Source organism: Streptomyces beigongshangae (genome assembly GCF_019710745.1).
In the GTDB taxonomy this organism is placed as follows: domain Bacteria; phylum Actinomycetota; class Actinomycetes; order Streptomycetales; family Streptomycetaceae; genus Streptomyces; species Streptomyces beigongshangae.
Genome location: NZ_JAHKJW010000050.1, coordinates 19,305 through 38,116, shown reverse-complemented (window position 1 = coordinate 38,116; position 18,812 = coordinate 19,305). Strand labels below are relative to the sequence as shown.

At 71.4% G+C, this 18,812-nt stretch carries 16 protein-coding genes and 1 pseudogene; 11 read left to right on the top strand and 6 right to left on the bottom strand.

Annotated elements, in window-relative coordinates:
- Positions 1–12 precede the first annotated feature (12 nt).
- Positions 13–882, top strand: a complete 870-nt coding sequence (locus tag KM933_RS30060; RefSeq protein WP_221358029.1) for a helix-turn-helix transcriptional regulator — start codon at positions 13–15, stop codon at positions 880–882.
- A gap of 370 nt (positions 883–1,252) precedes the next feature.
- Here the strand turns inward: KM933_RS30060 and KM933_RS30055 are convergent, their stop codons facing one another.
- On the bottom strand, positions 1,253–1,573 hold the full coding sequence (locus KM933_RS30055; RefSeq protein WP_221358026.1) for a SpoIIE family protein phosphatase: 321 nt from the start codon (positions 1,571–1,573) through the stop codon (positions 1,253–1,255).
- Between the two features lie 208 nt (positions 1,574–1,781).
- Here KM933_RS30055 and KM933_RS30050 point away from each other — a divergent pair, with 208 nt between their 5' ends.
- On the top strand, positions 1,782–2,297 hold the full coding sequence (locus KM933_RS30050; protein WP_221358016.1) for a GNAT family N-acetyltransferase: 516 nt from the start codon (positions 1,782–1,784) through the stop codon (positions 2,295–2,297).
- A 99-nt stretch (positions 2,298–2,396) separates the two neighbouring features.
- Positions 2,397–2,549, top strand: coding sequence for a hypothetical protein (locus KM933_RS30045; protein WP_221358014.1), 153 nt, complete (start codon positions 2,397–2,399; stop codon positions 2,547–2,549).
- Between the two features lie 199 nt (positions 2,550–2,748).
- Here the strand turns inward: KM933_RS30045 and KM933_RS30040 are convergent, their stop codons facing one another.
- Positions 2,749–3,555, bottom strand: a complete 807-nt coding sequence (locus KM933_RS30040; RefSeq protein WP_221358012.1) for a hypothetical protein — start codon at positions 3,553–3,555, stop codon at positions 2,749–2,751.
- Positions 3,556–4,362: 807 nt separating this feature from the next.
- Here KM933_RS30040 and KM933_RS30035 point away from each other — a divergent pair.
- On the top strand, positions 4,363–4,503 hold the full coding sequence (locus tag KM933_RS30035; protein ID WP_221358010.1) for a hypothetical protein: 141 nt from the start codon (positions 4,363–4,365) through the stop codon (positions 4,501–4,503).
- A 201-nt stretch (positions 4,504–4,704) separates the two neighbouring features.
- Here KM933_RS30035 and KM933_RS30030 read toward each other — a convergent pair whose 3' ends face one another.
- Positions 4,705–5,313: a TetR/AcrR family transcriptional regulator gene (locus tag KM933_RS30030; RefSeq protein WP_221358008.1), complete on the bottom strand. Its 609-nt coding sequence runs from the start codon at positions 5,311–5,313 to the stop codon at positions 4,705–4,707.
- A gap of 107 nt (positions 5,314–5,420) precedes the next feature.
- Between KM933_RS30030 and KM933_RS30025 the strand changes: the two genes are divergently transcribed.
- The 7 genes and pseudogenes from KM933_RS30025 to KM933_RS30000 all read left to right on the top strand — a co-directional run bounded on the left by KM933_RS30025 (position 5,421) and on the right by KM933_RS30000 (position 13,836).
- On the top strand, positions 5,421–6,428 hold the full coding sequence (locus KM933_RS30025) for an alcohol dehydrogenase catalytic domain-containing protein (RefSeq protein WP_221358006.1): 1,008 nt from the start codon (positions 5,421–5,423) through the stop codon (positions 6,426–6,428).
- A gap of 20 nt (positions 6,429–6,448) precedes the next feature.
- A complete protein-coding gene (locus tag KM933_RS30020; RefSeq protein WP_221358004.1) occupies positions 6,449–7,051 on the top strand; it encodes an NADPH-dependent F420 reductase in 603 nt (200 codons plus the stop codon).
- 63 nt (positions 7,052–7,114) lie between these two features.
- Positions 7,115–8,200, top strand: a complete 1,086-nt coding sequence (locus KM933_RS30015; protein ID WP_221358003.1) for an alkene reductase — start codon at positions 7,115–7,117, stop codon at positions 8,198–8,200.
- A 613-nt stretch (positions 8,201–8,813) separates the two neighbouring features.
- On the top strand, positions 8,814–9,761 hold the full coding sequence (locus KM933_RS30010; protein WP_221358001.1) for an endonuclease/exonuclease/phosphatase family protein: 948 nt from the start codon (positions 8,814–8,816) through the stop codon (positions 9,759–9,761).
- Between the two features lie 99 nt (positions 9,762–9,860).
- Positions 9,861–10,257, top strand: a pseudogene (locus KM933_RS39815) (YeeE/YedE thiosulfate transporter family protein); the annotation flags it as partial.
- 330 nt (positions 10,258–10,587) lie between these two features.
- On the top strand, positions 10,588–12,897 hold the full coding sequence (locus KM933_RS30005; RefSeq protein WP_221357999.1) for an esterase-like activity of phytase family protein: 2,310 nt from the start codon (positions 10,588–10,590) through the stop codon (positions 12,895–12,897).
- Between the two features lie 255 nt (positions 12,898–13,152).
- Positions 13,153–13,836, top strand: coding sequence for a S1 family peptidase (locus KM933_RS30000; protein ID WP_221357998.1), 684 nt, complete (start codon positions 13,153–13,155; stop codon positions 13,834–13,836).
- A 181-nt stretch (positions 13,837–14,017) separates the two neighbouring features.
- On the opposite strand, the gene KM933_RS29995 is transcribed toward KM933_RS30000, so the two are convergent.
- The 3 genes from KM933_RS29995 to KM933_RS29985 all read right to left on the bottom strand — a co-directional run bounded on the left by KM933_RS29995 (position 14,018) and on the right by KM933_RS29985 (position 18,774).
- Positions 14,018–14,779, bottom strand: coding sequence for an isocitrate lyase/PEP mutase family protein (locus KM933_RS29995; RefSeq protein WP_221357993.1), 762 nt, complete (start codon positions 14,777–14,779; stop codon positions 14,018–14,020).
- A gap of 133 nt (positions 14,780–14,912) precedes the next feature.
- On the bottom strand, positions 14,913–15,656 hold the full coding sequence (locus KM933_RS29990; RefSeq protein WP_221357992.1) for an SDR family oxidoreductase: 744 nt from the start codon (positions 15,654–15,656) through the stop codon (positions 14,913–14,915).
- Positions 15,657–15,951: 295 nt separating this feature from the next.
- Positions 15,952–18,774 (bottom strand): NACHT domain-containing protein, encoded by a 2,823-nt coding sequence (locus KM933_RS29985; RefSeq protein WP_221357991.1) that lies wholly within the window; start codon positions 18,772–18,774, stop codon positions 15,952–15,954.
- Between the last annotated feature and the right edge of the window lie 38 nt (positions 18,775–18,812).

Genomic DNA, 18,812 nt, shown 5'->3' with positions numbered 1-18,812 from the left:
ATCATGGACCTCATGTCGTCTGCACCCTCAACCGGACTCGGCGCGATGATCCGCATGTGGCGGGACCGGCTGCCCCCGTCGGCCGCCGGGTTGCCCGTGGCCCACGGCCGCCGGGCGGCCGGGCTGCGGCGCGAGGAACTGGCCGATCTGGCCGGGGTCTCGGTCGACTACGTCGTGCGCCTGGAACAAGGGCGGGCCGCCACACCCTCGGCGTCGGTGGTGGCGTCCCTGGCTCGCGCCCTCATGCTGTCCACCGCCGAGCGCGACCACCTGTACCTGTTGGCGCGGCTCGTACCGCCGGCGGACGGCATGGTCTCCGACCATCTGCCGCCCGGTGTGCAGCGGGTGCTCGCCCGCCTCGGGGACGTGGCGGTCGCCGTGTTCGCGGCGGACTGGCAGCTGGTGTGGTGGAACCGCGGATGGGCCGCCCTGCTGGGTGACCCCTCCGCCGCGCCGCCGCGGTTGCGCAACTTCGCCCGCGACAGGTTCCCGGTGGACGGCGGACCCGCCCGTCTCGCTCTGTGGCCGGTCAACGAGACGGACCGCGACGCCACCGACGCCGCCGTCGTCTCCGATCTGCGCCGCGCCACCGGCCGCTTCCCCCGGGACAGCCGCCTGGCCACGCTGATCCGTGAACTGAACGCGGGCAACGAGAGGTTCGCCGAGCTGTGGGCGACCGGACAGGTCGCCGCGCACCGCGAGGACCACAAGACGATCGAGCACCCGTCGGTGGGCCCGGTCACGGTGGACTGCGACGTCCTGACCGACGGCGACTGCGAGCTGAAGATCGTCATCATGACCGCGGTGCCCGGCAGCGAGGACGAGACCAAGCTCCAGCTCACCACCGTCACCGGTCCGCCGGTCACCGCACCCGGCAACTGATCCGCCCCGGGCGCCGGCCATCGTGGAACCCGTCGCCCGGTGCCCGATGCGGACACCACCGCGGCGTCGGGCCGAGTCGGGTCGAGTCACGGCGCCTTCCGCCGACTCGAACGGCTGTCCTGTGTGCAGGACGGCTTTGCCGCCTGCGAGGCAGATGATCCTTTTTCACCGCGTTGTGGTCCGGCCGGTGCGAGGAGACCAGCTGGGGCCGGTGGAAGAGACCGACCGGCGGGCACAGGGAACGGTGGTGCGGCTGGAACTCGGGCCCTTCCGGCCGCTGCTGGTCACCCATCCCGGCCGATGGCGAGGTTGCGTAGGCCGGTCGTGACGCGCGGGAGACGACCGGCACGGATTCGCACCGCCGGTGCGATCACTGCCGGTGCGGCCGTACTCGTTCGGAGGCGTCGGTGAGGTCGGCGCCGGTGTCGGCGTTGCGCCGGGAGTGACCGGTGCCGTGCCAGTCCAGGCACCTGACGGTCGCGTCGTCCTGCAGGTGACCGCGGTGGGCGTCGACGATCGCCGCGATCAGGGCGTGGGCGGCCTCGCGGGGGTGCGGGGCGCGGGTGCGCACGATCAGGCCGGGCAGGTGGAGGCCGTCGGCGTCGCCTTCGAGCATGCCGTCGGTGAACATCACCAGGCGGTCGCCCCGGGCGCAGGTCCAGCGACTGGACCCGGTAGGCGTGCGGGGCATTTCGCCGGGCAACCGCCTCCCTCTTTCGCCGAACACGCCCTCTGCGGCAGCAACCGCACCAGGCAGGAGCGGGTCACCCGTACCGTCATCCGTGATGCCGAGGTCCGGTGGCTCGGGCAGGCAGGATCGAGCCGCTCCGGTGAGGGGATGCGCCGCCAGCGGGGTAAAGCAGTTCGTTCTGCGGCATCTGTGCCACTACGGTGGCGCGATGGTGCGGGTGCGGAAGATGGATGAGGCCGACATCGAGGCCGTTTCGATGATCCGGGTCCGAGGATGGCAGGCTGCGTACGCGGGCATTGTTCCCCGGGCGTACTTGGATGCCATGACAGTGGAAGGCGACGCCGGGCAACGGCGGCAGTCGTTTGCTCAACCCGGACGGAAGTCCCAAGACCTTGTGGCGCTCGGCGACCGTGGCCCGGTGGGGTGGATCTGTTTCGGGCCGTATCGGGGTGGGATGCCTGGTCCGGGAAGGGTCGGTGAGGTGTACGCCCTGTACATCTCGCCGGATCTGATCGGTCAGGGCATCGGTCGGACCCTCCTGGGCGAGGCTCATACTCAGATGAAGGACCAGGGCTTCGAGACGTCAGCTTTGTGGGTTCTCTGTGACAACCGACGAGCCCGTCGCTTCTACGAGCGGGCCGGCTATCGGGCCGACGGCGCAGCTCAGGATGATGTCTACGACGGGATCACTCTCACTGAGCTTCACTACCGGCGTGTGCTCTGAGCCGGGCGGAGTCGAGCGACGCTGGACGCATCCCCGCCAGTTCGAGGACCGCCCTCTCCCTCTCCGCGAAGGTGGGGCCGAGCGGGACGAATTCCCGTCGTGGCCCGCGAGGCCGGGCAGGTGGCGGGGCAGGCGGGGGTGGATGTCAACGTGCGGTCCAAGCTGGAGCCGTCGCGCAGCAAACTGGTCAGGCTTGTCGGTCACAGCTGGCTGCGGAAATTGCCCGACAGCCGGTTCACCGACCATCTGTGACCAGGAACACTGCCACTCGGAGCCGCTTGGAACGGGTCCGACCGGGTGGCCCCCGAAGGCCGTTGAAACTGTGTGACGAATACCAAAGCGCGCGCTGACGACACCCGCCCGCTTGTCTGCCAGTGCCGTCTGCCGCTGTCCGCGCGCACCGTCAGACACCTTGCCGGTCCGCTCAGGCATTGGAGGCGTTCATCCCCGCTCAGCTGTCCGAACCGGTCTCTGTCGCTTCGCGTGCCACGGTGAGGGCTCGCTGCCTGACGTCGCCGAACAACTGGATCGTGGTGGCGGCCAGAACGTCGTCCCGGTCGATGGTCCGCCCGTCTCCCGTACGGGTGGACAGGGCCAGGACGGACTCCGGCACGGGCGGGTGCGTGTCAGCCAGTTTGTCCGGTGTCCTCAGGGTGACCGTGCCGAACCGTTTGATCCCGCCCTCCCGGGCGACCATGGCCGCGTCCCGGGCGAGGTCCGTCAGGAACGTGCTCGCGAGTCCGTCCAGATCGCGGACCATCGCCGGGACAGCTGTCACCCCCCGGTCGCGTAGCAGCTTTCTGACCCCGGCCCCGAACCTGTGGGCGCCCACCACAGCGCTCGGCTTGCGTGACCTGCTGCGCTTGCGGGCGTGCACGACGACACCCTCGGCGTCGTACAGGACGCCGGTCAGCCCTTTGAACGTAGGACTGTGGTGGTACCACCCGTCCCCCACCTCCAGCTCGACGTCCCGGTCGACGGCTGTCACTAGGTCCCTGGGAAGCAGCTTCTTCCGGGCCTCCGCCGCCGCCGCCCGCCGCGCGCCGTCGATGATGTCCGTCAGCACTGTCCGCGTCACCGACGCGGCAGCCTTCGCGGCCGACCGCGAGACGTGCAGCGAGGTGACGTCCCTGAACACCGCCTTGACGAGAGAAGGCTTGAACGGCGGAACGTCGATGCCCGCGGCGGACGCGGAACCGGTGCGCTCAAGGCGTGTGGAATGTACGGGCTTTACGGTCTTCGCTGGCTTGGCGGGCATCAGAAAGGACGCTCCCTGCTGTCGGTATGTGTCAGGGGCCGCTTCGCCTCACGGACCCGTTCTTTTGCGCCGTCCTCCGTCGATGCCGCGCTCGATCAAAGGTCTGACGGGTAACCGCTCCGACGGCCGGCCGGTGCGGCTGGTGCTCTGCGGCAGCAACGGCCGTCCCGCGGAGTTGCGGGACGCCGGTCCGGCGGGCGGTGTTCACCGGGTGGTGGAAGAGGTGGTGCGGTCGGGCGGGTTCGGTCGGGCGAACAGCCCGGCGGTGGGGGGCGCATGACCTGCTGCAGGTCACGGTGCAGGCGGTCGGCCTCCGCGCGTACCTGCCGGGGGATGTCCCCGCGCTCGGCGACGAGCCGGCTGTAGATGGGGGTCTCCTGGAACACAGCGCGATCCACCTTCACTCGGGTGAGCGTTCAACAATACGCGCGCACGCCCCGACCCTGCGCCGAGGGTCGCGAGGGGCAGACCGAGGGCGAAGCCGCAGATCGGCGGGCGCGGCCGGGCAGGCGGTGCCCGCGAGAACGGCGCTCGGAGCGGGCCACGGCGGCACACACCTGCAGGGCGGTGCCTCGGTGCGGCGGCTTCGCAGTCGAAGTCGCGGACGGCGAGCCGGTCGAGCTCGGGGTGTTCGTCGACAGCAGCCGGCGCCGGGCCGGCGAGTTCGGCCCCGGATGCCGCGGGGCGCCCGACGAGCCCGGCATGCGCCCGGCGTTCGCCCAGGCATTGACGCGGGTCGTGAGTCCGCCGACGGATCGACGTACTGGTACTGGTACTGGGTGCCGTCCATGTCGCGGAGGTAGCCACGTGCATGGTTCCCCGCACGTCCAGTGCCGCCTCCTGTGCGGCGCCGAGGGCGGCACCCGTCAACTGCTCGACGATGCCGCGGGCCCGCGCCCGGTGGAAGTCACCCTGGCACCGCTGCCCGGCTTCCCCGAAGCGAGCTGAACCGCGGTGAACCGAGCCGAACCGCGGTGCGTCGAAGTCCGCAGCGCACCTCGCAGGCCCGGCTTCCTCTGCCGACGCCGCCCAGGCACCGGCCGCGGGAAGCGCACAGACCGTTCCGGCGGACGGAACCGTCCCACCCGACGGGGAACTCACCGGGGCGTCAAAGACGATCCACCCGCCCCGAACACCTCCGGTTCGGCATCAGCCGAGGGCATGGCTGCGGCCCGTCTGCAGGATCTCGTCGGAGAGTTCGGGCTCGACGTGGCGTACGGCGCGGGCGAGCATCAGTGCGCCGACCATTTCGCTGAGCAGGCGGATGGCCGCGCGGCGGGCCTCGCCCGGGTCGAGCTCGTGCCCCTTCCCCTCGGCTTCGCGCAGGAACTCGGCGGCGAAGCCGGTGAGATAACCCTCGACCCCTTCGGCGTACGCGCTCTGCACGGCTTCGCTGTGCCGGGCGGCGTCGGTGACCAGGGAGGCGGAGGGGCAGCCGCCGTCCGGGGCGTCACGGTGTGCGGCGGACAGGTATCCGGCCACGACCCTCTTGAGCGGAGAGCCGTCCCGGTCCGGGCCGTCCTCGACCTCCTGGGCCAGGACCCCGAGCGAGGCGGCGAAGGAGGCTCCGCACACCTCGACGACCAGGTCGTTCTTGGAGGCGAAGTGGTTGTAGAAGCCGCCGTGGGTGAGTCCGGCTTCCTTCATCAGCTCGGCGATGCCGACCGCGTCGATGCCCTGCGAGCGGAACATCCGGCCCGCCGCCTCGAGGATGTTCTGCCGGTTGCGAGCCTTGTCCTCCTTGGTGATCCGCGGCATTGCCGTCCTCTCGTGTCGCTCTCAGTTTGACCTTTTCAATGACATCTCTCATCATAACAAGAGTTCCGATGATGCCCATCATCAATAACCCATGGAACGGGAGTGTCATGCGTGCAATCGTCCACGACCAGCACGGAGAAGCCAGGCGGGTACTACGCCTGAGCGAGCAGCCGTCCCCTCCTGCGCCCGCGGCCGGGCAGGTACGGGTGCGGGTGCTGTCCCGGCCCGTCCACCCCGGCGACCTGGCGGGAGTGGAGGGCTTTCCGGGCGCACCGCGAGGGCGGTTCGCCACGCCGCGGATTCCCGGTCTGGAGGGGATGGGCGTCGTCGAGACCGTCGGCGAGGGCGTGCGGGATCTGCGGCCCGGTCAGCGGGTCGCGTTCTTCCCGGTGCCGGCCGCGTGGAGCGAACTCCTCACGGCACCGTCCGGTCTGGTGGTGCCGGTGCCCGAGGGCGTCAGCGACGAGACCGCGGCCCTGATGCTGGTCAACCCGATCACCCTGCTCACTCTGCTGCGGGCGGTCGAGGACGCCCAGCACGGCCAGGCGGGTCCGGTGGTGCAGACGGCCGCCGGTTCGTCGGTGGGAAAACTGGTCTGCGCCGCAGCACTGGAGCACGGCACACCGCTGGTCAACCTGGTACGCAGCGCCACGGGGGCACAGACCTTGCGCCGGCGCTTCCCCGGACTGCCGACCATCTCGACGGCCGACACGGGCTGGCGCACCCAGGTCCGGGACGCGACCGGCGGCCGGGGTGCCCGGGTCGTACTGGACGCGGTGGGCGGATCCCTGACCGGCGAGCTGGCGGGGCTGCTCGACGACGGCGGCACGCTGATCACCTACGGACAGCTCGGTTCCGGCAGCACGCCGCTGGAGTCGCTCGCGCTGACACCGCGGGCCCTGACCGTGCGGGGCGTGTCCATCGAGCAGTGGATGGCCCGCACGCCTGAGGAACGGGCCGAGGACGTCGCCTTCGCCGCCCGTCTGGCCTCGACCGCCCCGGAACTCTTCGAGGCCGCGGCCGGCTACGACCTCGCCGACTTCGCGAAGGCCGTCGACCATGCCCGCCGCCCCGGCAGGAGCGGAACCGTCCTGCTCACCAGCCCCGCGTCCTGAACCCCACGAAAGGCACCGCCATGAGAATCGGAACCCTCGGCGCCGGAAGAGTCGCCCAGGCCGTCGCCCGGCACGCCGTGGCCCACGGCCACCAGGTCGTACTGAGCAACAGCCGCGGCCCCGCCTCCCTGACCGACCTCACCGGGGAACTCGGTCCGCTCGCCCACGCCGGCACCCCGCAGGAAGCCGCCGCGGCGGAACTCGTCCTCCTCGCGGTCGGCTGGCCCCAGATCCCGGACGTGACAGCCGGCCTGCCGCACTTCGACGGACGCATCGTCATCGACGCCACCAACCAGTTCGCCTCCCCTCCCCCGCACGCGAAGATCGCCGACCTGGGCGGGCTGACCGGCAGCGAACACGTCACCTCGCTGCTGCCCGGAGCCCGCGTCGTCAAGGCGTTCAACACCCTTTACGGCCAGTACATCGCCGCCGACCCGCGCCACCCGGCCGGACGCCAGGTGCTGTTCCTCGCCGGTGACGACGCCGACGCCAAGACGACCGTCAAGGACCTCACCGCCGCCTTCGGGTTCGCCCCCGTCGATCTCGGCTCCCTGCGCGAGGGCGGACGCCTCATGCAACTCGGCGGCCCGCTCTCCGCCCTGCACGCCCTCAAACAGGACTGAGCCGGGCCCCCGCCCCTTCCCCGCCCCCCTCCTCATTCGTCCTTCGAGACAAGGAAGTTCCTCATGACCACCCAGCCCCTGCTGCAGCCCGTCCGCCTCGGCGCGCTGGAGCTCCCCAACAGTGTCGTCATGGCCCCCATGACCCGGGCCCGCGCTCACAACGCCGAGCTGGCCCCCACCGATCTGCACGCGACCTACTACGCGCAGCGCGCCGGCGCCGGACTGATCGTCACCGAGGGAACCTGGGTCAGCCCCGACGCGATCGGCTTCATCAACGTCCCCGGCATCTACACCGACACGCAGACCGCCGGCTGGGCGAAGGTCACCGAGGCCGTCCACGGGGAGGGCGGGCGGATCGTCTCCCAGCTCGGTCACGTCGGGGCGGCCTCCCACCCCGACCACCTCGGCGGCCGCCTGCCCGCCGGACCCTCGGCCGTCAACCCCGGCGAGAAGTCCTTCACCCCCTCCGGTCCGAAGGACACTCTCACTCCGCGCGCCTACACCGCCGCCGAGATCGCCGACACCGTAGCCGACTACCGCCATGCGGCCGAGAACGCCCGCCGCGCCGGTTTCGACGGTGTGGAGATCCACGCCCAGATGTCCCATCTGATCCCGCAGTTCCTCAACCCCCGTCTCAACCAGCGCACCGACGCCTACGGAGGCAGCAGCGAGAAGCGGGCCCGCTTCCTCCTCGACGTCCTCGACGCCGTCGGTGACGTATGGGGCAGCGACCGCATCGGCGTGAAGATGTCCCCGGTCTGGGCCAGCGGAACCGCGTTCACCGCGGACGAGGAGACACTCGCCGACTACGACCAGCTGCTCAAGAAGCTCAACGACAGCAACCTGGCCTACCTGCACCTCCTGGGTACCCCCGGCACCATCGAGGAGCGCATCGCCCTCTTCTCCCGCTACCGCGCCCACTACCGGGGCAACATCGTCGCCAACCTCGGCTTCACCCGGGCCCTCGGCAATGAGATCCTCGGCCACGGCACCGTCGACGCGGTCTCCTTCGGCGCCCCCTTCATCGCCAACCCCGACCTGGTCGAACGCTTCGCGCAGGGCCACCCGCTGGCCGACGACGACCGGGACACCCATTACGCCGGTCACACCGAGGGCTACACCGACTATCCCGTCTTCACCGCCGGCTGAGTGAGGAGGCCGTACGAACCGCAAGGACTTCGCCGTTGCGCGAATGACGGGAAGACTGAACGATCACCCCTCGCGGGACGTCACCGGGCGCGATGGCCGGGGCAGTCGCCGGGGCGATGAGTCGACTCGGCTACGACCGCTGCATCGTCTCCGCCGGCGATGTGGGATGCGACGTGACGGAGCGCTCGCCGCCACCCGTCCCGAACAGGTCGCGGCCCTGCATCTGACCGACGTCTCCCGGTACCGCTGCTCGGTGGACCCGCCCCAGGACCTGTCGGAGGCGGAACGCTCCTGCATCGCGCGTGGGCACCTCTGGCGCGGAGATCAGCGGACAGGCAGGTGCCCGACACGTGGGACTGAGTGTCGTCGGCATCGCGGTGGTGGGTGCGCACGAGCCGGGGTCGCGGTCGGGGCCGGCCACCTCGGTCAGGACGAGAGATCCGGGTCACGTTCCGGCGGCGGGTGTCACAACGGAGGGCGGCGACTTCGTCGTAGGACCGGAAAGGTCCACGGGATGCGGCGCGGCAGGCACGAAGCCGTACCCGGGTCCGGCCGGGACACGGCGGAGTCGCTCCGCCGTGTCGGGACCACACGCTTCGGAGGAATCACCGCCATGACACGGACAGGACGCCGCCTTCGCCATCTGGCCGCCGCCTTCGGCACGCTGGCCCTCACCGCGCAGTTGGGGATCGACGGCCCGCAGGCCACGGCCGGCACGGACCTGAGGTTCTGGCACTTCAACATGTGCGGCAACGTCTGCTGGGAGCCCGACGCCCCGCACAACTACCTGCCCGGCACCGACTCCCGCGGGGAAGTCACCGTGCGGGCGGCCCAGATCGTGGAATCGATCGGTAACCACAGCCCGGACATCGTCACCCTGAACGAGGCCTGCTACAGCCAGTACCGCGGCATCCGTGCGGCCCTGGTCGCCCAGGGGTACCACGCGACGTACGCCAGCAGCGGCACCGGCGGCCAGTGCGACGACCACGACGCCTCCGAGGGCAACGGGTTCGGCATGGCACTCTTCTCCAAGCAGCCCGTCGCCGCTCCCCGGGAGACCCACAACCTCGGTACCGCGGCCGATCCCAACCTCCTGCTCTGCGCCGACACCGCCCTCGGCTCGCGCCCCGTGAAGGCGTGCTCCGTGCACCTCACCGCCGCCTCCGCGGAGCAGCGGGAGTTCCAGGCGACGAAGCTGGCGGCTCTGGCCTCCGGGTGGCACACCACGAAGCCGGTGGTGCTGATGGGTGACTTCAACGCGGAGCCGCTGGACCCCGTCATGGACAAGTTCTACAGCCACAGCGGCGGCGAGGGGATCTTCCAGGAGGCCGACGAGTCGGACGCGGACCACTCCTCCTCCTGGCCCGCGGGAGCCGTCCGGGGCCGCAGCGGGGAGATCACCTTCAGCTCCACGGCGGCCGGCACCCCGAAGCTGAAGAAGATCGACTACATCTTTCTCAGCGACGCCGACTTCGGAGCCGTCGAGGGCGACAGCCTCCACGGCGGCGAGCGGCGCATCTCCGACCACCGGGTCTACCGCGGCGGTGCCGCCTGGGAGTGAGCGCGACCACACCCTGCCGCCGGACAGGTCGCCCGGCAGCAGGGTGTGGGTCCTGTACGCAGGTGTTCCAGGACGTGGACGAGATCCGTCACGGAGCGGGGCGCCTTCGGCGGCCGTCCGGAGACCTGGGCGTGGTGGCAGCAGCCCGGCAACGCCGAGACGCTGGCGGGCCCGGTCCTCGCCGACAAGAACAGCCTCACCGCCATCGGCATCATGATCGGCGCGGCGGTCGCGGCGCCGCTCGGCGGGGTCTGGCCCCCTGCACAAGGGCATTCCGTGGCGCACGGCCCTCGCGGCGGTGCTCGGCGGTGTACTGATGGGTATCGGCGCCCGGCCGGCGGCTGCAACATCGGCGGCTACCTGGCGGGCATCGCCTCGGGCAGCCTCGGCGGTTGGCTGTGGGGCGCGTTCCCCCCTGGGCGGTACCTGGATCGGGCTCAAGCTGCGCCCGCTGTTCGGCCTGGGCAACCCCGAGCCGGGCGACGGCGTCCGCTGAGCGGACCCGCACCTGTCCACAGGCCGGGCACGGCACCGGGGCCCGCCTCCCGGTGCCGTGCCCGGCTTCTGTTCGCCGCCCAGGCGCAGCAGCAGGACGTCAAGACGGCGCAGGGCCGCCGGGTCGCCGGGGGTCCGGGCGCCGAGGCGTCGGGGCTGTACCCCTCAAGGGACGGACCGCGGCCGGTCGCCGGTCCGCCTCGCGCTCCCGTCCCGCACGCCTGGTCTTCCCCGGCTGTTCACCCGCCCTTCCGTCACCGCTGGTCCACGGGTGCGACGATCCGGCCGCAAACAGTAATTGAACGGTAAAACCGTAAAAAGCGGAGAGTCCATGACACCGAAGAAGACCGGCGCCGCGCTCGCGGCCCTGGCCGTCGCCGCCGGCACCCTGGCCACCGCGGGCACGGCCGACGCGGGCCAGGGGGCGCGGCACCAACCGGTGGCCTTCCAGCGCACCGCCACCTACCCCGTCTTCCAGAACCGTCCGGCCGGTGAGGACCCCGCCACCGAGACCGTCGCCGAGATATCCGCGACCAGCGAGGACGGCAGGACGCTCGTCCACACCGACGCCGCCGGCAAGCGCATCGGCTTCCTCGACATCGGCGACCCCGACCGGCCGCGCGGCCTCGGCACCCTGTCGCTGACCGAGCTCGGCGACGCCGAGGACGAGCCGACCTCCGTCACCGTCGTCGGTCAGTACGTGCTGGTCGTGGTGAACACCAGCGCCTCCTACAGCGCCCCCTCCGGCCGGGTGGACGTCATCTCGCTGCGTACCCGCGAGCGCGTGGCCAGCCACGACCTGGGCGGGCAGCCCGACTCCATCACGCTGAGCAAGGACAAGCGGTACGCCGCCGTCGCCATCGAGAACGAGCGGGACGAGGAGGCCACCCCGGCGGGCGCCGAGGAGGGCGACCTGCCGCAGGCCCCGGCCGGATTCGTGCAGATCCTCGACCTGAAGGGTTCCTCACCCGCCGGGTGGGGCGTCCGCAAGGTGGCTCTGACGAAGGCGGACGGCTCGGCGCTGCCCCTGCTGGAGGACGCCGGGATCACCGAGCCGACCGATCCCGAGCCGGAGTACGTCTCCGTCAACGGCCGGGGACAGCTCGTCGTGACGCTCCAGGAGAACAACGGCCTCCTCATCGTCGATCTCAGGAGCGGCCGTGTCACCAAGGCGTTCAGCGCCGGTACGGCCACGGTGCACGGCATCGACACCGTCGAGGACGGCGTCATCGACCAGAGCGGCTCGATCACCGACGTGCCGCGCGAGCCCGACGCCGTCGGCTGGATCGACGACCGCTACCTGGCGACCGCCAACGAGGGCGACTGGAAGGGCGGCAGCCGCGGCTGGACGGTCTTCGACAGCCGCACGGGCAAGGTCGTCTGGGACGCGGGCAACAGCTTCGAGCGCCTCGCCGTCCGCCACGGCCTGCACACCGAGAGCCGCTCGGAGAAGAAGGGCACCGAGCCCGAGGGCCTCGCCGTCGGCACCTACAACGGCGTCCGCCACGCCTTCGTCGGCTCCGAGCGCGGCAACTTCGTCGCCGTGTACGACATGAGCGACCCGGCGAAGCCGGTCTTCCGGCAGATCCTGCTCACCACCAACGGCCCCGAAGGCCTGCTGCCCATCCCCTCGCGCGGCCTGTTCGCGGTCTCCAGCGAGACGGACGACGCCGAAGCGGGCGTCCGGGCGTCGGTGAGCCTGTTCGAGCTGGGCAAGGGCACACCGGCCACGCCGGGCATCGTCTCCGCCGACGGCTCCGACGGCGCCCCCATCGGCTGGGGCGCGCTCGGCGCGCTGTCCGCCGTACCGGGCGACCCGCGCAAGCTGTACTCGGTGACGGACGCGGCGTACGCCACCACCCGCATCCTCACCATCGACACCTCGCGCCGGCCCGCGGTCATCACCGGGGCGCTGACCGTGAAGGACGCCGAGGGCAGGCCCGCCGACTACGACGCCGAGGGTGTGCACGCCCGGCCCCGGGGCGGCTACTGGCTGGCCGTGGAGGGTACGAAGGGCACGGAGAACAAGCTGGTCCGCCTCGACCGCGACGGCGTGACGAAGCAGACGGTGTCCCTGCCGGCCGGCGTCGCCGCGGGCCTGGGCAAGCAGGGCTTCGAGGGCGTCACCGCCACCACCGACCGCAAGGGCCACGAGATCCTGTGGACCGTGCTCCAGCGCGAGGTCGCCGGTGACCCGGAGGGCATCGCCCGTGTCGGCCGTTACGACACCCGGGCCGGCACCTGGAGCTGGTACGGCTACCGGCTCGCCACGACCACCGCGGACGGCGACTGGATCGGCCTCTCCGAGATCACCGTCGTCGGCGACAAGCTCGCCCTCGTCGAGCGCGACAAGCTGAACGGCCCGGCCGCCCGGGTCAAGCGCGTCCACACGGTCGGCCTGCCCGCCGGCGCCGCCCCTGAGGGCGAACTGCCGGTCCTGCGCAAGTCCCTCGCCCTCGACGTCCTCCCGGCGCTGAAGGCCGGCAACGGCTGGACGCAGGAGAAGCTCGAAGGACTGACCGTGGGCGGGAACGGCGAGGTCTACGCCGTCACCGACAACGACGCCCTGGACGACGCCACCGGGGAAACGGTCTTCCTCGACCTGGGCAGCGCGAAGAAGGTCTTCGGCCGGGACCGCTGACCGGAAGGAGGCGGCCGGGCCTGGTTCCAGACGGACACTCGCCTGTTGCGGGGCCGGTGTCCGGCGCGGCCGTTGTTCGATGTGGTGCAGGCGTGCCGGGTCGGAGGCGGGGCGGGCCTGTTCGAGCCGGTCGAGTGTCTCGGCCCGGCGGGCTGCGGGAGGGGACGGCCTGAGTACGTCTGTCGCCGCGCCCGCCGTACCCCCACCATGAAGGCACTGTCCGGTACCGGACCACCGACACCCCCGGGAGTGGCCGTGAGACGTGTGCACACCTGCCTGGCGATGCTGACCACAGCCGTGACGGCCGTGGTCAGCCTGCTCCTCGGCACCGTTCCGTCCGCAAGCGCCCTGCAACTGACCACGATCCGGGGCGGCACCGTGCTCTACGCGGCCACCGGCGCGCGGTGCGTCGTCGGCTTCAACGCGAGGGGCAACGGCGTCTTCTACGGCGTGATGGTCGGCCACTGCTCGGGCACCCACACCACCACCTGGTACGCCGACGCCGCCCGGACCGTGCAGGTCGGGGTCACCGCCGGCGCCTCCTTCCCGATCGACGACTACGGGGTGGTCCGCTACACCTCGACCACGCTGAACCTGCCCGGTGACATCGCGCTGGGCGGAGGTGTCCACCAGGACATCACCGGGGTGACGAGTCCGGCCGTCGGGCAGTCGGTCTGCCACGCCGGGCGGACCAGCGGGGTCCACTGCGGGAGGGTGACCGCGGTCAACGCCACGGTCAACTACTCCGAGGGCGCCGTCCACGGCCTGATCCGGTCCACCACCTGCTCGGAGCCCGGCGACACGGGGGCCCCGGCGTACTCCGGCACCCTGGCCGTCGGCTTCCTGGTCGGGGCCAGCGGCAACTGCGCCTCCGGCGGGGTCTCCTATTACCAGCCCGTCGCGGAGGTCCTTTCCCTCTTCGGCCTCACCGTGTACTGAGGGGATGCCGGCACCCGTCGAGGGCCTGCCGGCCGCTCCAAGGGCGTTCTCCCGCGTGCACGAGAACAGCGGACCGGGGCGCCGCCGCGGCCCGTGGGCCGCGGCGGCTTCGTTCACCCGGCCGTCATCGGCAGCGGCAGCGGCAGCGGCAGCGGCAGCGGGGGCCCTGCCACTGGCTGCCTCAGGGCGCCCACGGCTTGAGCGTGTCCTTCATCGCATCCGTCATCGCCAGTTGCAGCAGCGGGCCGTAGGTGATCCGGCCGACGCCAAGACGGCGGAAGCGCTCAAGGTCGTGCTTGACGGGATGGGCGGTGGAGTTCACGGGAACGGCGACGGCGCCGGTCACCGCCACGAGCAGATCGTCGTCGTCCTGGATGCTCACCGGGTAGACGCTGTCGGCTCCGGCCTGCTCCATGGCCCGCAGTCGCTCGATCGCCTCGTCGAGGACGCCGGAGGCGTCCTCCGCGTGCGCGAAGAGGTCGGTGCGCCCGTTGATCCAGACCGGGACCCCCGCGTCGTCGGCCGCCGCGCGCAGACCGGCGACATAGCTCGCGTGCTCCTGCGTGCTGCGTACGCGTCCGCCGTCCGAGTGGACGGTGTCCTCGATGTTGAGACCGACGCCGCCGGCCTCCACGAGTCCGGCGATGAGATCCGCGGGCTTCTGTCCGTACCCGGCCTCCAGGTCCACGGACACGGGGACGTCGACCGCCGCGACGATCGGCCTGACGGCGGCGAGCACCTCCTCGAAGGTCTGCCCCTCGTGGTCCTCGGCCCCCCGGGACTCGGCCAGCGGATGACTGCCGACCGTCAGTGCGGGGAACCCGGCGTCGGCCGCCGTCCGTGCGGACCAGGCGTCCCAGACGGTCGGCAGCACGAGGGGCTTGTATTCGGCGTGCAGTTGCTTGAGGCGTCGAGCGCGCTCGACGGTGATACGAAAGTCCATGCCGAGGACGCTACCCCGGAGCACCGCGAACAACGTACCGACGGGCGCCGCCCGCTGACGAAAAGCGGTTCACGCCGAACCCACCGGAGAGCCGCGCCCGGGGAAGCCGCCTCGGAACGTCGCGCGAGATCGGCTAGAGGACGCCTCCGTTGGCACGGATGTTCTGGCCCGTCAGCCATCGTCCGTCCGGTCCCACGAGGAAGGCGACCACGTCCGCCAGGTCCTCGGGCCGGCCGAGGCGGCCGAGCGAGGTCATGGCGACGGCCATCGCCAGTTTCTCCGGCTCGTTGGCCGCGTTCAGGAGATCGGTGTCCGTGGCACCGGGCGAGACGGTGTTGACCGTGATGCCACGTGCGCCCAGCTCGCGTGAGGCCACCAGGGTCAGCTGTTCGAGAGCTCCCTTGCTGGCTGCGTAGGCGGCGTTGCCGGGGGCGGGGAAAATGGTGTTGAGGGTGGAGATGTTCACGATTCGCCCGCCGTCCCGCATGTGTCGTGCGGCGTAACGCACGGTGAGGAACACCGACTTCGCGTTGACGGCCATCACCCTGTCGAAATCGGCCTCGGTCGTCTGCGCGATGGGCACGACCTCGGTGTGCACGGCCGCGTTGTTGACCAGGATGTCCAGGCCGCCGAGCCGGTGTTCGGCCATGGCCGGCAGCTCCTCGGCCGCGCCGGGTTCGGCCAGGTCCAGCTGGACCGCGACGACTGTCCCGCCGGCCTTCCCGGCCTGCCGTACGACCTCGTCCGCGGCGTCCCGGCTCCGCGCGTAGTTGAAGACCACGGCCGCTCCGTCCCGCGCCAGTCGCAGCACGACGGCCCGGCCTATCCCCCGTGAGCCTCCGGTGACGACAGCGGCCTTGCCCGTGAGTACCGTCATGTTCTCTCCTGCCTCGCGTACCCGTCCGTCGCGAACACCTCTACCCGTCCGTCGCGAACACCCCTACCCGTCCGGCGGCGCGGCAGGACGAGGAATCCGGTGGCGCTTTCCGTCGGATGCGGCCCGCGCGGCGAACGGACCTCGGTGTCAGCGCTGCGCGGGCCGGGCGGCCGCGGCCAGAGGCCGCGGGCCGTCGTGGGCCGGTGTGCCCTGCCCGGCGAAGTACGTGAGGAGAACGGCCCGGACGGGATGCTGCCGCGGGGTGACACGGCACGGTGCTGCGCCGGGCCAACGGTCACTCGGTCACGCTTATCGATGCGTGGGGGAAAAGGGCGCGGAGGCGGGTCCGGTCCATGCGTCGGTCCGTCCGCCGGCCCGGACCGGCGGACAGGTACAGGGTCTCGACCGAGGGGAATGCCTGCGGAAGCTGCTCCAGCACGGCTTCGGTCTCCACGTCGTGGAGGTCCAGGCGGCGGACGCCGGGGAGGCACAGACCCGATCGGGCGGCGGCGGAGGCGTGCCGTGCCGACAGCCCCAGCCGGTGCAACTTGCGCAGTTTCCGCAGACCCGCCAACGAGGCGTCCTGAGGACACTCGGAGACCGAGACGCCCTCCAGGGACGGGAACTCGCCCAGCACCGACATGTCGTCGACGGTACCGCGCAGGTCGAGGCGGACGAGCTGGCCCGGATCCAGGTAGACGAGAAGGCTCATGGCCTTGAAGTCGCCCACCAGCCTGATCCACGGGCGGCCGCCCAGTTCCCGTAGGGCACGGAGTTCCGCCACGGAGTGGGCTATCAGGTAGAGGTCGCCGTACGGAAGGTGGGCGATGACCTCCCGGCCGTACTCCTCTATGCCGAACCGGTGCCAGAACAGGGCGAGTTGGCCTCGCACCCCTTCGGACGGGTGGTCCCTGAAACGAGCCAGGTACGGAATCGCCCCGTCGGTCCCGATGAGGGACGCCGTCCTGACGCACAGCTGGGCGTACTCGTCGCTGTCCGGGGCGGGCCCCGTGCCGGCCAGTTCCTCCGGTCGCGGCAGGAAGTCGAGGGCGAGCGGTCCCACCGAGGTGAGTTCGACCACCGCTTCGGGTGTACGCGGCGGAAGCAGCGCGGACGTGCTGCTCTCGATTTCGGCCCGTACGGCCGGGTCCAGTTCCGTGGCCTGTTCGAGGCAGGAAGCGGCGAGCAGCACGGCCCGGGCCGAACCCTCGCGCAACAGCTCGCGCAGGATGTCCGCCCGGTCGCGCGGACGCCCCTGCGCCACCGCCATGCGGATGACGTCCTCCCACTGGTCGTCGGCGGCGTGCTTGCGGACCATCCCGAACGTGCCCTCGTCCAGGAGGGCCCGTGCCCCCAGGAAGTCCTGGAAAGTGCGGTGGCAGAAGTCGATGGTCCCGGGGGCCGGGGCGCGCAGCAGGCCACTGCGATCGAGCAGGTGGGCGAGGACGGTCCCGGGCTCGCCCAGGGCCGTCACCTCGGGCAGGGCGGGCAGGGCCTTTCCGATCTCGGCGAGCGCCCGATCCCGGGTCATCTCCGTACGGCCGTCCTTGATCAGCCAGTACGCGAGCCGCTGGAGGATCTGAAGCTGTGGCTCCTCCCTCAGCTCGGTGCCCGTCACCCCGCGCTCGCGGTCACGACGGGTGAGGAGCATGCTGAGCGCGGCCTGGTACAGCTCCTTGCGGCCGATCGGCAGAAAGCCGTGGCGGTCCCGGTGCAGGGCGCAGATCAGACCGCACATCAGCGGGTTGGTGGCGAGTCGCCCCAGATCGGGCTTGCTCCTGATGGCGTGCCGGAGCTGGGTCTCGTACGAGGCGAGGGCCTCGTCCTCCTCGGGCACGCCCGTGCGTGCGGCCGTGTGCCAGCGACCGACGAACGACCGGACGTCCGCGGGGCGCATCGGCGACAGCCTCAGTTCCACGAACCCCTCGGCCGCCAGCCACTCCTCGGCCACGGCGGACGGGCGGGAGGTGACCAGCCAGCGGTTGCCCGGGTATGCCTGGGCCAGGTCGCCGAGCCAGCCGCGTGCTTCTGCCCGCTCGCTCTCGGGAACCTCGTCGAGGCCGTCGACGAGGAGGAGCCCGCGTCCGGCCGTGAGGACACGGGACTGCCAGCCGGGCGGTTCCTCACCGGCCAGAGGTGCGCCCACGGCGGCGAGGAAATCCCTGGGGGCGGGAAGGCGGCCGGCGTGGCGGGTCAGGCTGCGCAGCGGGAGGACGAAGGGGATCAGGCCGGCGAGGTACGCCATGCGGTCGTCGGAGCCCTGGCGTGCGGCGGAGACGGCCAGCCGCTGGATGAGCGTGGTCTTGCCGGATCCCGCCTCGCCGCGCAGCAGGACGCGGTCGTGGTCGGCGAGGGTCTCGTCGACGGGCCGGGACCGGGGGTTCCGGCGCAGGAACGCCTCGTAGGCGTCCACGGGTGACGTGGCCTCCAGACGCAGGTACGCCACGTCCAGCGGCCATCTTCCCGGTGAGTCGACCAGATCGATGCCGTAGATCTGCAGGCGGCCGTACTTCCTGGTGATGTACGGGAGGAAGCGCCGCTCGAAGGCGGCGTCCCGGACGTCCGGCCGTGGATTCCGGGTGATCAGCTCGTCCAGTCTGGCGATGAGCCCGGCCTGGTCGCGGCTCTGCTCCACCAGCGTGCGGGCCACGAAGGCCGAGCGCCGGGTGAAGAAGTCGACGACGTGGAGGCAGGCCCATTCGGTGAGGGAGTCCAGGAACAGCGAGGCGTCGGCGGACAGATCGCGGGTGGGGGCCCGGTGGTGAAGCTGCCGGGCCAGCTCCCGGTGGCCGAGCCGTACCGCCTGCACGTCATCCATGTCCAGCTCGCCCAGTACGAGCAGCCTGGCCGTCAGCGCGTCCGTGACCGCCGTCCGCTCGTCCTCGGGGAAGGGCGCCTCCCCCGGCGACTCGACCGCCTCCCGGACCAGGTGGGCCGCGAGCTTCCACACGTCCTTCTCGGTCAGGGTCCGCTTCTCGCCGCGGAAGGAGACGAGGGCCGACAGCCGCACCGGCCTGTCGACCAGCCCGGCGCCCGGTCCCTCTCTCACGAGCAGTTTCTTCACCAACGGAGCAACCACGCTCGAAGCCAGGCGTGTGCCGATGAGTGCGGGATCCATCCGACGCCCCCAAGCCTGTGAACCGCCTCGGTCAGCGT

Excerpts from the sequence above, each read along its gene's own strand:
- KM933_RS30010 (WP_221358001.1), top strand. The coding sequence starts at position 8,814 with ATGACACGGACAGGACGCCGCCTTCGCCATCTGGCCGCCGCCTTCGGC.
- KM933_RS29985 (WP_221357991.1), bottom strand. The coding sequence starts at position 18,774 with ATGGATCCCGCACTCATCGGCACACGCCTGGCTTCGAGCGTGGTTGCT.
- KM933_RS30040 (WP_221358012.1), bottom strand. The coding sequence starts at position 3,555 with ATGCCCGCCAAGCCAGCGAAGACCGTAAAGCCCGTACATTCCACACGC.
- KM933_RS30005 (WP_221357999.1), top strand. The coding sequence starts at position 10,588 with ATGACACCGAAGAAGACCGGCGCCGCGCTCGCGGCCCTGGCCGTCGCC.
- KM933_RS30060 (WP_221358029.1), top strand. The coding sequence starts at position 13 with ATGTCGTCTGCACCCTCAACCGGACTCGGCGCGATGATCCGCATGTGG.
- KM933_RS29995 (WP_221357993.1), bottom strand. The coding sequence starts at position 14,779 with ATGGACTTTCGTATCACCGTCGAGCGCGCTCGACGCCTCAAGCAACTG.
- KM933_RS30030 (WP_221358008.1), bottom strand. The coding sequence starts at position 5,313 with ATGCCGCGGATCACCAAGGAGGACAAGGCTCGCAACCGGCAGAACATC.
- KM933_RS29990 (WP_221357992.1), bottom strand. The coding sequence starts at position 15,656 with ATGACGGTACTCACGGGCAAGGCCGCTGTCGTCACCGGAGGCTCACGG.
- KM933_RS30050 (WP_221358016.1), top strand. The coding sequence starts at position 1,782 with ATGGTGCGGGTGCGGAAGATGGATGAGGCCGACATCGAGGCCGTTTCG.
- KM933_RS30025 (WP_221358006.1), top strand. The coding sequence starts at position 5,421 with ATGCGTGCAATCGTCCACGACCAGCACGGAGAAGCCAGGCGGGTACTA.
- KM933_RS30020 (WP_221358004.1), top strand. The coding sequence starts at position 6,449 with ATGAGAATCGGAACCCTCGGCGCCGGAAGAGTCGCCCAGGCCGTCGCC.
- KM933_RS30015 (WP_221358003.1), top strand. The coding sequence starts at position 7,115 with ATGACCACCCAGCCCCTGCTGCAGCCCGTCCGCCTCGGCGCGCTGGAG.
- KM933_RS30055 (WP_221358026.1), bottom strand. The coding sequence starts at position 1,573 with ATGCCCCGCACGCCTACCGGGTCCAGTCGCTGGACCTGCGCCCGGGGC.